This is a genomic window from Pedobacter sp. GR22-6 (genome assembly GCF_037402555.1).
Lineage (GTDB): Bacteria > Bacteroidota > Bacteroidia > Sphingobacteriales > Sphingobacteriaceae > Pedobacter.
Genome location: NZ_JBBEUC010000005.1, coordinates 126,081 through 140,554, shown reverse-complemented (window position 1 = coordinate 140,554; position 14,474 = coordinate 126,081). Strand labels below are relative to the sequence as shown.

At 42.9% G+C, this 14,474-nt stretch carries 12 protein-coding genes; 10 read left to right on the top strand and 2 right to left on the bottom strand.

Annotation, left to right across the window (positions count from 1 at the left end):
- The 7 genes from WAE59_RS21280 to WAE59_RS21250 are packed head-to-tail and all read left to right on the top strand — an operon-like array spanning position 1 to position 8,235.
- A complete protein-coding gene (locus WAE59_RS21280) occupies positions 1-1,224 on the top strand; it encodes a DUF5000 domain-containing lipoprotein (protein ID WP_337858009.1) in 1,224 nt (407 codons plus the stop codon).
- A 24-nt stretch (positions 1,225-1,248) separates the two neighbouring features.
- A complete protein-coding gene (locus tag WAE59_RS21275; RefSeq protein ID WP_337858008.1) occupies positions 1,249-2,598 on the top strand; it encodes a DUF4998 domain-containing protein in 1,350 nt (449 codons plus the stop codon).
- Entirely contained in the window at positions 2,598-4,385 is a 1,788-nt protein-coding gene (locus WAE59_RS21270; protein WP_337858007.1) for a glycoside hydrolase family 9 protein, read from the top strand. Before WAE59_RS21275 ends, WAE59_RS21270 begins: the two co-directional genes overlap by 1 nt.
- A gap of 20 nt (positions 4,386-4,405) precedes the next feature.
- Complete coding sequence (locus WAE59_RS21265) at positions 4,406-5,185, top strand: ThuA domain-containing protein (protein ID WP_337858006.1); 780 nt, start codon at positions 4,406-4,408, stop codon at positions 5,183-5,185.
- 11 nt (positions 5,186-5,196) lie between these two features.
- Positions 5,197-5,979, top strand: a complete 783-nt coding sequence (locus WAE59_RS21260; protein ID WP_337858005.1) for a ThuA domain-containing protein — start codon at positions 5,197-5,199, stop codon at positions 5,977-5,979.
- Positions 5,966-7,186, top strand: coding sequence for a DUF5009 domain-containing protein (locus tag WAE59_RS21255; protein ID WP_337858004.1), 1,221 nt, complete (start codon positions 5,966-5,968; stop codon positions 7,184-7,186). Before WAE59_RS21260 ends, WAE59_RS21255 begins: the two co-directional genes overlap by 14 nt.
- A 35-nt stretch (positions 7,187-7,221) precedes the next feature.
- Complete coding sequence (locus tag WAE59_RS21250; RefSeq protein ID WP_337858003.1) at positions 7,222-8,235, top strand: glycoside hydrolase family 18 protein; 1,014 nt, start codon at positions 7,222-7,224, stop codon at positions 8,233-8,235.
- Here WAE59_RS21250 and WAE59_RS21245 read toward each other — a convergent pair.
- Entirely contained in the window at positions 8,225-9,058 is an 834-nt protein-coding gene (locus tag WAE59_RS21245) for a ThuA domain-containing protein (protein WP_337858002.1), read from the bottom strand. The two genes, WAE59_RS21250 and WAE59_RS21245, sit on opposite strands and share 11 nt — an antisense overlap.
- 256 nt (positions 9,059-9,314) lie before the next feature.
- On the opposite strand from WAE59_RS21245, the gene WAE59_RS21240 reads away from it, so the two are divergent.
- The 3 genes from WAE59_RS21240 (at position 9,315) to WAE59_RS21230 (ending at position 13,341) form a co-directional block, all read left to right on the top strand.
- Complete coding sequence (locus tag WAE59_RS21240) at positions 9,315-10,841, top strand: hypothetical protein (RefSeq protein WP_337858001.1); 1,527 nt, start codon at positions 9,315-9,317, stop codon at positions 10,839-10,841.
- 171 nt (positions 10,842-11,012) lie between these two features.
- A complete protein-coding gene (locus WAE59_RS21235; protein ID WP_337858000.1) occupies positions 11,013-11,756 on the top strand; it encodes a zinc ribbon domain-containing protein in 744 nt (247 codons plus the stop codon).
- A gap of 97 nt (positions 11,757-11,853) precedes the next feature.
- A complete protein-coding gene (locus WAE59_RS21230; protein ID WP_337857999.1) occupies positions 11,854-13,341 on the top strand; it encodes a tetratricopeptide repeat protein in 1,488 nt (495 codons plus the stop codon).
- Between the two features lies 1 nt (position 13,342).
- Here the strand turns inward: WAE59_RS21230 and WAE59_RS21225 are convergent, their stop codons facing one another.
- Positions 13,343-14,425 (bottom strand): 3-oxoacyl-ACP synthase III family protein, encoded by a 1,083-nt coding sequence (locus WAE59_RS21225; RefSeq protein ID WP_337857998.1) that lies wholly within the window; start codon positions 14,423-14,425, stop codon positions 13,343-13,345.
- Positions 14,426-14,474 lie beyond the last annotated feature (49 nt).

The window sequence follows — 14,474 nt, the reverse complement described above, 5'->3', positions numbered from 1 at the left end:
ATGAAATCATTAAAATCAATTTTCATTGCAGGTCTGTTGGGTATCCTGGTTACCGGATGCCAGAAGGAGTTAATAGGACCTCTGTCAAATAATACCACTCCTCCGGGACAGGTATCTAATGTAAAAGTGACGAACCAATCGGGGCAGGCTACACTGACTTACCGCTTACCGGCAGATCAGGATGTTGCTTATGTGAAGGCGGTGTATACGCTGCTTTCAGGCGCACAGAGAGAAGTTAGGGCCTCGTTTTACACCAGTCAGATTGTAGTAGACGGTTTTGGTGACACGGAGACCCATACCGTTACGCTGTATGCGGTAAATAAAAGTGAGGTCGCGTCGGCCCCGGTAGAAGTAACCGTAAAGCCCTTGGAAAATGCGATACAAATTGCCTTTAAAACGCTTAAGGTTGTTCCAGCTTTCGGCGGGGTGAATGTTTCATTAAAAAATGAAGCGAAGGCCAATCTGGCCATCATCCCAATGGTAAAGCACAGTTATAAGGGTTGGGTACCTCTGGATGGAATCTATACTTCCACAACAAATATCAGTAAGAATATCAGGGGACTGGATACTGTTCCGGTTAAGATCGCAGTGGTGATAAGAGACAGGTTCCTTAACCAGACAGATACTTTATTTGAAGAAGTGAAGCCATTGTTTGAATTGCCGCTTGCAAAGAATAAATACAAAGCCATGAGTCCGGTTATCTGGCCTGGTGACCAGCGGGCAGATTTTTCTAATGCAGGAAATGCAGGAACAGGCATCGCGAAAATGTGGGATGGAGAAACAGTAAACTTTCCAAGTTGTGCCTATACTCCACCAAGCATCATAGACCAGGGACCTCATTCCATCACCTTTGATGTTGGGCAGTTGGCGAAATTCAGCCGGATAGTGATCTGGGATTACCCGGAAACAATAAATGGAATCAAAACCTGGTTTTATAGGGGCAATATGAAGAATTTTGAGATCTGGGGTTCTGCAGATCCAAATCCTGACGGGACCTATGACAGCTGGTATAAATTGGGGACTTATCAATCGGTGAAACCCTCAGGCCTGCCCTATTCGGAAATGAGCACGGAAGATGACGCTACGGCAAGAGCAGGTTTCAGCTGGGACTTCGACATCAATGTACCGAAGCTAAGGTACCTGAGGATAAAATGTCTGAACAACTGGCAAGGTACAAACTTCCTGATGATCACGGAAGTACAGGTTTACGGTAACCCTAATTAAGTAATCAAATTAAACAATTTGGAAATGAAAAGTATATTCAACAGCAGTACTTTATGGATTTGCAGCCTGATATGTATCACTGCGATGAGTGCCTGTACAAAAATGGATGATTTCAAGAAGTATGTAGCCGGTGGAGAAATTTCCTATACGGGAAAAGTAGATTCTCTAAAAATACGGTCCGGTAAAAACCGGGTATTGGTTCAGGGTTTGTTTATCTCTGACCCGAAAGTGAGGTCCTGCAAGATCTTGTGGAACAGCAGAAGGGATTCTGTAATAGTACCGGTGACACGGGCCAACGATGTGGATACTTTGAAAAAGTACATCACAGACCTGCAGGAAGGATCTTACAATTTTGAGGTGATCACTTACGATCAAAAAGGAAACCCTTCGATCCCGATCACAATGAGCGGTGTAAAGGTATATGGTGACCGTTATGCAGCTTCCATCATCAATATGCCAATCTCTGACGTAACGCTGGAAAATGCAGTAGCTACGGTAAATTGGGGTGGAGTAGATAAAACCAGTGGGGCCTTATATATGGACCTGACCTACACGAAGGAAAACAATGCTGTCACAAAACTGAAAATCCCGACAAGTGCAGTACAGACGCTTTTGTCGAGCTATAAGTATAGGAGTACGTTCAGTTACCGGACGGTATATTTACCCGATACGCTGGCCATAGATACCTTTTATACAGAATTGCGCACCGGAGTAAGTGCGAGAACAGATGTGACTGCTTCTTTCATAGATAACCCAGGCAAAATGGATCCAAAGAGTACTACAGGGCAGAAGTTCCAGCCGGTTAGTTTAACTCAGGGTGCAGTGGTAAGCGGAAATACGGCCACCTGGAGAAAGCTGGCGGGCTGGACTTCCAATGATCAGGCCAATAACTGGGGAACCGGCTTTGGTACCTATGGTACCTGGGTTGAGCGAACTGCGGAGACGGTAGCCAACTTCGGTACCATGTCGCTGGAAGCAGGAAAGAATCCTACGACTCCGGCATTGAATACGATGACCAATGGTAAGATCTATCAGACTAAGCTATTACCCGCAGGAGAATACAGTCTGGAAGCCAGGGTAGGAAATGCCAGTCCGACCTCCTCCATGTATTTTGTGGCCAATGTAGGTAATGAGATTCCAAATATTGCGGATCTGATCAGCCGGCCATCGATCACCAATTTTACGGGGGCTGCTACGGATGCGACCTATCTTCCGATCACGACTTCGGCACAGGGTTATACCATCAATATAAACTTTACGATCCAGCATGAGACGAGGGTGTCTTTTGGATTTGTCGCGACCTTATTGGGTAATGCTACAACCAATCAGTATTTGAAGATATCAGGAGTAAGGATGAAATCACTTGCATTTTAATGATGCTGAAGTACGGTATATGGTCTTGGGTAATGCTGATGTTTATCCTGATCCTGAACACAGGCATGCAAGTACCAGGAGAAGTAAAGATTCTGGTCAATCAGGTAGCCTATGATGAGGAGGGGGTTAAAACAGCGATTGTCAAGAGCGATGCCCCCCTTCCTATTGGTTTGGCGTTTAAGGTATTCGATACGCTAAACCGTAAGGTTCTTTTCGTAGGAAAAGCAGGCAGGTCGGAACAGGTAAGCGATTGGGGTGCCGGATCCTGGTATACCAGGCTTTCTTTTACAGGTTTAAAGCATACGGGGATCTGCAAACTGCAGATCTCCATCGCTGGGAAGGTATATGATTCTTATCCCTTCAAGGTGCAGAAGAAAGCGCTGGGGACTATTGTGATACCTGCGATCGTGGATTTCTTTTATCATCAGCGGGCAAGCTCTCCAGAGGAAAAAGAAGCAGATAAAAGTGTCCAGCTTTTTGGGAGTAGCCGGACTGTAGACCTGAGTGGAGGCTGGTGCGATGCCTCAGGGGATGTCAGTAAATATTTTTCGCATCTGGCCTATACCAATGTCATGCTGCCACAACAAATCCCGATGGTGACCTGGTCTATGGTCAATACGACAGAGCAGATTCCTGATATGCTAGAAGCCATGGGAAGCCTGGGATTATTGAGGAACGAAGCCCTGTATGGCGCAGATTATATCATGCGCTCGCTTGCACCAGAAGGCTATTTCTACATGACGGTATTTAGTTATTTTAATAAAAACCCAAAAGCGAGAAGGGTCGTTGGTTTGTTGGCTGACAGCAAAACCACTTCCGATTATCAGTGTGCTTACAGGGAAGGTGGAGGAATGGCAATTGCCGCACTCGCCCGTATCTCTGTTTGGAAGTTAAGTGGTGCTTTTTCACCGGAAGAATATCTTGCGGCTGCGGAGCGGGCATTTGCACATTTGGAACAGTTTAGTTTGACATATGCTGATGATGGGAAAGACAATATCATAGACGATTATTGTGCATTGATGGCTGCCACTGAACTTTGGAAAGCGACAGGCAAAGTACAATACCAGAAAGCAGCCCGGATAAGGGCGGCCAACCTCGGTCGCCGGCTGAGTCCTTCCGGTTATTTTGTAGCAAATGATCAGGGCAGGCCGTTCTGGCATGCTGCCGATGCCGGTTTGCCCGTCATCGCGCTTGCGAGGTACCTGGATATGGAGAAAGAAAAGCGTAACCGGGCGACGGCCTTGCAGACAATAAAAAAGGCGCTCGACTATCAGCTGAGCATCACTGACGCAGTAAGTAATCCTTTTGGATATGCCAGACAACACTCTTTGTACAAAGGTAAGTTACAGCAGGGCTTCTTTATTCCTCATGAAAATGAAAGTGGTTGGTGGTGGCAGGGAGAAGATGCCCGTTTGGGCTCCTTGGCCGCTGCGGCTATTGTTGGTGGCCGCCTGGTTTATCCGGGAAAAGGAGCTTTTGGGGTGAAGGCGGAACTGTCGGAATTTGCCGAGAATCAGGTTTCCTGGATCCTGGGACGAAATCCTTATGATGTTTGTATGATGTATGGCTATGGACAGCACAATGTGCCATATATGGCTGCGATGTACGGTCATGGTACAGGTAAAGGAGGGATCTCCAACGGTATAACGGGAAAAGATGGTAAAGGAGATGGATCCGGGATTGACTTCAAAGTACAAGATAATGGTAATGAATGGAGGTGGAGCGAACAATGGATCCCCCATACTGGCTGGTTCCTGCAAGCGGTCAGCGCGATGTATGCGAACTGAATGATAAAATGTAATTTGATATGAAAACAAAAAATCTGAGGATAGCGATAATTGCCTTTTTAATATTGATGCTGCACCTGTCGGTACCAGCAGTTACAAAGGTTCCAAAATTCAAGGTATTGGTACTTACAGAACGTGGAGGAGGGCATGAAGGTTTTGTTGCGGCGGCCCTTAGTTGGATGGATACTTTAGCAAAAAAAGAGAATTTTGGGCTGAAAGTGATTAATGACACAAAGGAGATTACAAGTGATTACCTTTCAAACTATCAGGTTTTTGTGCAATTGAACTTTCCTCCTTATACCTGGAGTGATGCATCAAAGGCTGTATTTGAAAAATACATAGAAGAAGGACGCGGAGGTTGGGTCGGGTTTCATCATGCGACCTTACTGGGAGAGTTTGACGGGTATGCCATGTGGAACTGGTTTTCTGGCTTCATGGGTGATATCCGGTTCAAAAATTACATCGCTGAGCGGGCAAGTGCCACTGTGAGGGTAGAAATGCCCAAGCACCCGGTGATGAAGGGGCTCCCCTCGTCTTTCACCATTCCTGATGATGAATGGTACACATTCAATAAAAACCCGCGTCCAAATGTCCGTGTGCTGGCGAATGTAGATGAGTCGACCTACAAACCAGTTTCTGCAATAAAAATGGGTGACCATCCGGTTATTTGGATAAATGAAAAGATGAAAGCCAGGAATGTATATTTTTTGATGGGACATCATGCAAATCTGCTCAAGTCGCAGGAGTTTAAAAAAATGTTCGGGAACGCCATTTTATGGGCTTCGGGCAGATTAAATTAAAACACAGAAGGATGAATAACATTTTTTTTCGCAGTATGCTGAGCTTGTTTCTGGTACTGTCCGGCATGAGCTTAAAAGCTCAGTTTCCAAGATTTAAGGTCCTGGCTTTTTATAGCAAAACGGTTGAGTCTGCGCATGTAGACTTTGCTAACGATGCCATAAAATTCTTCAAGGAGCTGACCGTAGGCCGGGGATTCGTGTTTGATACCACGAGTAATATGGCCGATTTGAATGAAAATAAGATCAAGGATTATCAGTTATTGATGATGATCAACGATTTTCCACACAGTGAGGCTCAGCGCAAGGCCTTTCAGAACTATATGGAGCAGGGAGGAGGCTGGTTTGGTTTTCATGTAGCAGCTTATAATGATAGAACTACCAAATGGCCCTGGTTCGTAGATTTTTTAGGAGGCGGTATCTTTTATCGGAATAACTGGCCACCCATGCCTGCAGCGCTTGTTGTAGAAGATCTGCAGCATCCGGTAACCAAGGGCTTGCCCAAAACATTTGTAGCTCCAATCAATGAATGGTATCAGTGGAAGCCGAGTCCCAGGGAACGCAAAAACGTGAAGGTCTTTGCTTCGCTATCTTCAGACAATTACCCTTTGGGCTTGAAGGATATCATTCCGGATGGGGATACCCCCGTTGCCTGGAGTAATACGGATTACAGGATGGTTTACCTGAATGTTGGACATGGCCACCATATTTTTACCGATGCGACACAAAATAAAATGATTATAGCGGCATTACGCTGGGTAATTGCGACAGATAAAAAAGGAAATGTATTTAGATAGTGCTTCAGAACTGAAAATGGAAAAGAAGAGCCATAGAATCTTATCAATCGACATCATGCGGGGTCTCACCCTATTCCTGATGCTCTTTGTGAATGATCTATATGAACCCGGAGTTCCCAAATGGTTGTTGCATACTGAAGGCAGCGTAGACGGAATGGGGCTGGCCGATTGGGTGTTCCCGGGATTTTTATTTATGGTAGGCATGTCTATCCCCTACGCCATTGCTTCAAGAAGAAAAAAAGGAGAAGCGACCATGGATATCTTCGGTCACATCCTCATCAGGAGCATGAGTTTGCTGTTGATTGGTGTACTCATGCTGAATTCGGGCCGGATCAATTCAGAACTTAGCGGGATCGATCGCAACCTTTGGGCGGTTTTGCTCTACATTTCGGTTTTTCTGATTTGGAATGCGTACCCTCAAAGCATTGTCCTTAAAAACCTGTTCATTGGACTGAAGTTGTTGGGTGTGATCACACTAATCGTGCTGTTGGTCATCTTTAAAGCCGGTGAAATCGATGATCCTTCCTGGCTTAAGATAGAATGGTGGGGTATTCTCGGACTCATTGGCTGGGGATATTTTGTGGCTGCTACAGCCGGACTTTTTTTAAAGTCCAGATTTTGGCCTGTATTTTTCCTATGGCTATTTTTTGTCGGGCTAAATATTCTTTCTCAATTGGGCTTAACAGAAGCGCTTAATTTTCTCAAGCCGGTGTTTGGAGTTATTATAGATGGGAATGTCCCTGCGATTGTATTGGCTGGTCTGACCGTCAGCACTATCTTAACCAATAAGGAATTAGGATCAAAGCGTATTGTGGTCGTGATCACAATCCTTGGTTTCGCTTGTTTGGGCATAGGTTTCTTCCTTCGAAATTGGTTCATACTATCGAAAATATATGGTACACCAAGCTGGGCCATGGTTTGTAATGGAATAAGTATGCTGGTGTATGCTTTCTTGTTTTTTTTGATAGACGTTAAAGGAGTTAGCAAGTGGGGCCTGGCTTTTGGAGCCGCAGGTAAAAACTCGCTGACAACTTATCTTGCTCCGGATGTGATTTATTTCATCTGCTGGGGAATGGGCTTCCATGTTTTTTTATATAAACAGGAGATGAATCCATTAGTAGCAGTAGCAGGTTCATTGGGATGGTCGGCACTTATGATTGGCTTTTATATTCTGCTTTCGAAAATCAATATACGTTTGAAACTCTGACCGTAAATCGAATTTTTAACCTGAAATATTAAACTATGATTAAATTTACAAAGAATCTTCTATTCCTGTCGTTGGTGACGATTTCTTCTTTTGGACAGGGAACGGTTGGAAACAAAACGAAAAAGGTCGTGGTAGCTTACGTTACGTCCTGGACAAGCGTAATGCCCGACCCAAAATATGTCACGCATATCAATTATGCCTTTGGCCACGTAAGTCAAAGTTTTGACGGCATCCGCATAGATAATGAGCGTAGACTTAAGCAGTTGACTGAGCTGAAAACGCAGTCTCCGGCGTTAAAAATTTTAATCTCTATTGGAGGCTGGGGAAGTGGACGGTTTAGCGAAATGGCGGGACTCGAAGCCAACAGACAGAAATTTGCCGAAGATTGCCTTCGGGTAATTAAGGAATTCAATCTCGATGGGATAGATATCGATTGGGAATATCCAACAAGTGGCATGGCAAAAATCTCCTCTTCGCCGGAGGATATGCAAAATTATACCTTGCTAATGGGGGCGATCCGAAAGAAAATCGGCGCAAAAAAACTGCTTACACTGGCTTCGGTGGCAGATGCCAAATATATTGATTTTAAAGCGATTGAGCCAGTTGTTGATTTCGTCAACATCATGACTTATGATATGGGGAATCCTCCATACCATCACGCTGGTTTATACCGCTCCAAGTATACGCGTGGGATCAGTGTTGATGAAGCTGTTGACGCTCACATAAATGCGGGCATGCCCATAAACAAACTCGTATTGGGTATACCTTTTTACGGTCACGGAAAAGATGGCGTAGCAGGATTTATTGACTACAAACAAATTTTGGATCTGAAGGGATTCAATCGCCGCTGGGATGATGTGGCCAAAGCACCCTTTTTGGAAAATGGAAATGCAGAATTTGTTTGTACTTACGAAGATCCGGAATCCATTGCAATAAAGTGTAGTTACCTCCTTAAGCGCGGAATGCTGGGGGCAATGTATTGGGAATATGCCGGTGATACCGAAGATGGAATTTTAAGAAAAGCGGTATATAGTGGTGTCAATAGGTAGTACGCTTGCCTCCCAGCCATAGTAAAGCATTTGTGATGAGTTTGTTTTGTACTTCATTGCCGAAAGTGAAAGAAAGTTCTTTGGTGCTATTATGCTCATAGTCTATATCATTGTGTCCCATATTGACATAGAGCATACGGTATTTTTTATTGGTCCACACCACGGGATAATATCCGCTATGCCAGATTTCATGAGCTTTAGGTCCTGTGCCTAAAGGAAAGCTGCTGCTGTCAATGGCCAAAAGGATATCTATATCCGGATTTTTTCGCAGGTCATTCTGCCACCTGTACCATTCATTTGGTGCAGATTTGAAGGTATGAGGAAGGCCCTTGACAAGAGGATGTTTGGATTGTTCAACCCGAAGCACAGCAGATGTTGGTCTCCAGGTATTGCTTCCATATCCTCCAGAGCCCAGGAACTGCTCATGATACCAATCCCAGTTATTGGGATAGGTGGATTTGGCCAGGGCAAAGGCGGAGAAATGAAATCCCATCCAGGCTCCGCCGTTTTTCATGTAGTTTTCAAAGGCGTTCCGTTGTTCTGGTTTTTCCGGTCTGGTGTCAAGAAATAAAACTACCTGATAGTTTGACAGAAACTGCGGGTTCATGTTGTTCCAGTTGGAAGTTGTATCGTAAGTAAAATGGTATTTCAAGGCCTGTTTTGGAAACCATTGGTTGGCTTCCCGCACATAACTGATATGAGCCTGGTCATTTTTCCCGGTAAAAAAAGCAATGACCTTGAATTTGTTTTTTTGAGCGGACAAGGAAGGCGAAATGAGCAATAGTAAAAAAAGGCCTTTGCAAAATTGTATCATCAAACGCATACTTCAGATTTAAGTTGTTTTGATTAAAGTTATTTGCTTTATTTCAATAAAAGTGATGCATTGGATACATTAAGACCGGACAGCGCTGCCTTGAAGTTTTGTAGTGTGGTTGAAGCGTATTGGCATTTTTAAGCAATACTTTTAGTGTATGATTGGCCTAATGATTAATTGAAACAGGTTTGTCGGCCAGGCGTATTACTTGATAAATGTCATTTTTTTGTCCTTTTTTAAAATCGTGTAATTAAATAATTTAAAGATGAATTATAGAAGATATTTCGGAATATTACTGATCATAGCTGCTCCTTTCTGGTGTCAGGCACAGGGTAAATGGCAGTCCAGGTATGTTAAGCAAACGAAAGACAGCAGTCTTTTGTATCTCGTTGATGTGCAGGGAAACACCATTCCTGATTTTAGTGGAGTAGGTTATCATCGGCAAAGCATGGATCCGCCCGTTGTCAGGGTCTTTAAAGAAATCCGTGCTGGAGGCAATGATGATCAGGAAATGATTCAGTCTGCGATAGACGAACTTTCGAAAGTGCCTTTAGACCACCAAGGCTTCAGAGGAGCGATTTTATTGAAAGAAGGTGTATACAAAATTCCCGGGACTATAAAGATATCGACCAGTGGTATCGTTCTTAGAGGTGAAGGAGAAAAGACCCGGCTCATTGCGACCGGGAAAGGCCAGCGGAAGCTGATCTCCGTAATCGGCCAGGGAAATCTGGAAGAGATAGCAGGAAGCCGGGTAAAAATCTATGACAAATATGTGCCGGTTGGCAGCCGGTCATTTCGCGTTGCCGAAACGCGGGGCTTAAAGAAAGGCGATGCAATTATTGTTTATCGACCGGGTACCGCAAAATGGATTGCTGACTTAAAGATGGATAGTATTGCACAAGGTGAAGGCACTGTTCAGTGGCAGAAAGATGATTACAATTTTAATTTTGAACGAAGGATAACAGCCATAAAAGGAGATACAGTTGAAATAGATCAGCCGATTGTAATGGCAATGGAGGACCAATATGGTGGTGGAGAGATTTATAAGTATAGGTTTGAAGGAAGGATCAACGAAGTTGGTATTGAGGAGCTTTCACTGGAATCCGAGTTTGTTTCGGATACAGATGAAGACCATGGCTGGGATGCCATATATTTTAATAAAGTAGAGCATGCCTGGGTGCGTAAGGTCATAAGCCGGAATTTCGGGTATTCCTGCGTGAACCTTGGCGGGTCGAGCAAAAACATCACCGTAAGTGAGAGCAAATGTCTTTCTCCAAAATCACAAATAATCGGGGGACGCAGGTATTCGTTCAATAACGACGGACAGCAAAATCTTTTTATGAACTGTTATTCCTCTGAAGGGAGGCATGATTATGTAACCGGGGCTAAGGTCTGCGGGCCTAATGTTTTTTACAATTGCGTTTCTGTAAATGCAAAAGCTGATATTGGCCCCCATCATCGTTGGGCGATGGGGACACTTTATGATAACATTGTAACCGATGGGGAAATCAATATTCAGGATAGAGGCAACTGGGGAACAGGGCACGGCTGGGCGGGGGTTACTCAAGTGCTTTGGAACTGTACTGCGGCGAAGGCTAGTGTGCAACAACCCTATGTCTCAGGACAAAATTACAGCATAGGATTGAAAGGCAATAAAACCATTGGAAGATTGAAGGGTAGGCCGGAAGGAAGTTGGGAAGGTAATAACAGGAACGGACTCGAACCAGGTTCTCTGTACATTATGCAGTTGAAGGCTGCGAAAAAAAGAGCGCCGCAAATAACAGGTTTATAGCAAAATACAGATGAAAAGCAAAAATAATACTTATCTTTGCAAGCTTTAAAGAGCCAATCTGTTAAGAGATCGAAAGTGATTTGATTAAATATCTTTTTGGCGGCTGGAGTAGAAGCGCTTTAAAACATTGAAAATCAGTTAAATATTAATACCAATAAATTATTTCATTTAATGGAACAAACTGTAGAGGAAAAGCTAAAAGCTTTATACGAATTACAAACCCTGCACACTAAGATCGATAAGATACGTCAGATACGTGGTGAATTGCCGATGGAAGTAGCTGATCTGGAAGATGACGTAGCGGGTCTTGAAACACGTATACAAAAATTTAAGGGAGAGTTGGATGATACTGAAGATGCGATTGTAACGCGTAAAAATATGATCAAGGAAGCTCAAAACTTGATCAAAAAATACGAAACTCAATTGAAGGATGTTAAAAATAATCGTGAATACGATGCTTTAACAAAAGAAGTAGAAATTCAAACACTCGAAATCCAGGTTTGTGAGAAAAAGATTAGAGAGTTTGGTTTTGATATCACTCAGAAGACTGAAGTATATGAGAAAGCTTTAGCAGATTTAGAAGTGAGAAGAAAGGACTTGGACATTAAGAAAGGGGAGCTTCAGACGATTACTGCTGAGACAGAAAAAGAAGAACAAACTTTGAATAAAAAAGCAGAAAAAGCAGAGACTCAGATTGAGGACCGGCTTTTGGTAGCTTATAAAAGATTAAGAGGTAATGCAAATAATGGCCTGGCAGTGGTAACGATTGATCGTGATTCATGCTCGGGATGTTTCAACCAGATACCTCCTCAACGTCAGCTTGATATCCGTCAGCGTAAAAAGATCATCGTATGTGAACATTGCGGTAGGATCTTGGTGGATGAGGCTTTAACACATGAAGAAGTTCAGCTTTAGTCATTAAAGATTAGGAATTATTAAAAAGGTCAGATTTCATCTGGCCTTTTTTTGTGCTTATTTTGGAAGGAATATTGCTGTTGAAACAAAAATTAATATGAGTAAAAACTACAGGCGATACTTCGTTGGCTTTCTGATGGTGATCTTTCCGATGCATCTCTTTGCATCTTTCGATTTTAACGCAAATTGTCTTAAGGCTTATCAGTCCATTTTTGAGTTGAAATTGAATTCAGCCAGGCAATTGATTGCCAATGAAAAGAAAGTAAATCCCTCCAATGGAATGATTCCTCTTTTGGAAAATTACACAGATTATTTCTATTTGTTGACAACTGATAGTAAGGATGAATTCGAAAGGTTGGAGAAATATAAATCAAGACGTTTGGACCTGATCTCCGAAGGAGATAAAAACTCACCGTACTATTTATATGCTCAGGCAGAGATTAACCTCCAATGGGCACTAATCAGAGGCCGTTATGAAGAATATTTTACTGCCGCCAGAGAAATCAAGAGGGCACATAGCCTGTTGCTGGAGAACCAAAAGAAATTTCCAGGATTTCATCTGAATCTTAAAGGTATTGGGTTAATCAATGCGTTTTTGGGTAATTTGCCCGATGGTATATTGAAAAGTGCATTGGCTACTTTTGGAGTTAAGGGTAATATGGGTGTTGGTATCGGTATGTTGGATCAGCTGGCGGAAAATCTACCGAAATCCAAATATGAAGCCTTTTACGAAGAGGTCGTATTTTATTATGTATTTGTGCTCAACGATATTGCCCACAGTCCTTTGGCCTATGATAAAACGATGAAGTACACTGCAAGGATCTCGGATCAAAGCCTGCTTAAAACTTACTTACAGGCATCAGTGTGTGCAAAAAACGGAAGTAACGATGAGGCACTAAAAATATTGGCTGGCCGGCCAAGTGGCATTGCTTACCAGCCCTTCCCTTATCTGGATTTTTTAACGGGCATTGTCAAATTAAATAAATTGGACTACACAGCGTCCTCATCTTTCAATAGATTTCTACAGCAAAATAAGGGCGTGAATTACATTAGGGATGCTAACCTGCACCTATCTTGGATTTCTTTGCTCAAAGGCGACAAGGAGGCTTATAATGGCTTTATTTCCAAGGTTAGGAAAGAAGGCTATCTTTTCCAAGAAAAGGATAAGCAAGCCTTGAAAGAGGCAAATGACGTAACTCCGGATAAAGTTCTTTTGAAGGCCCGGTTGTTATTTGACGGAGGGTATTATAGTCAGGCCAATTCGCTGCTGGCCAAATTCATCCCTTCCCAATTTATCCAGGGACGGGATCGCACGGAATTTTTCTATCGATCGGGAAGAATTAATGCTAGTTTGGGAAAAGATGATCAGGCTTTAATTGATTATCAGAATGCGGTCGATTCTGGTAGAACCTTAAAGTACTATTTTTCCGCTAATGCGGCGCTTCAGATGGGTAAGATCTACGAAGCACGAAAGAACTATTCAAAAGCTAAAGATTTTTATAACATCGCAATCCAAATGAAAGGACATGACTATGAAAGCAGCATAGAAGCTCAGGCAAAATCCGGGTTAAGCAGGGTTAAGTGAATTAAAAACGATATACGAATGCGTTAATATGCATTCCTGCACCAACCGATGCAAATACGGCATATTCGCCGCTTTTAATTTGATAGCCTTTAACCAGATCTTTTCTCACCAGATCAAGTAAGGTTGGAATGGTGGCAACTGAGCTATTACCCAACCAGGATATCGTCATAGGAACTAAGTTTTCAGGAACGCTGTCCAGATCGTAAAGTTTAAATAATCTTTTCATAATGGCATGGTCCATTTTGCCATTAGCTTGATGAATGAACACTGTTTTAATGTCATGAATTCCTATCCCAGCCTTATCGATAGCTGTTTTCACCACTTTAGGGACATTGAGCACCGCGAATTCATAAAGCTTTCGCCCGTTCATTTTCAGATAAGTGTTGCCGTTCTTCTCATTTGGATTGTTGCTATTTCCCATAACGAGTAAAGAGCCGTAATTTAACGCATAAGTTTGGGTTTTGTGTGCAATTATACCCATATCCTGTTGTGATTCATGCGCTTCAAAAATTACTGCTGCAGCTCCATCTGAAAAGATCATACTATCGCGATCATGTGGGTCCGTGATCCTTGATAAGGTTTCAGCGCCAATAACCATTACTTTTTTTGCATCACCACTTTGGATAAGGTAATTGGCCTGTATGGCTCCTTGTACCCAGCCAGGACAACCAAATATAATATCATAAGCCACACAGTCGGGATTTTCTATTTTTAGAGCCTGTTTTACTTTTGCCGCGAGGGCAGGTAAAATATCCATGCGGTTACTTCCGTGTCTGACATCTCCAAAGTTGTGGCAGAAGATGATATGGTCAAGGCTTTCCTTATCTATTTTTGCATCTGCTAATGCGCGCTGTGCTGCAATTGCTGCAATGTCACTATTGACAAGATCCTCGTCGATATATCTTCGTTCTTTGATCTCAGTAATTTCTGTGAATTTGCTGATAACGTCTGCAATATCTTTATCTAAAACTGCACCGTTATCGAAAAACGTAGAACTGAGAAAGTAGCTCCCAGATATGATGTTGTCAGGAATATAGCTGCCTGTTCCCCTAATTACTGAGTTTAGCTTTATGTTATTGCTCATTATGAACCGCAGACTGTTTTGGTATGCAGTATAAATCTAGGATAATTTT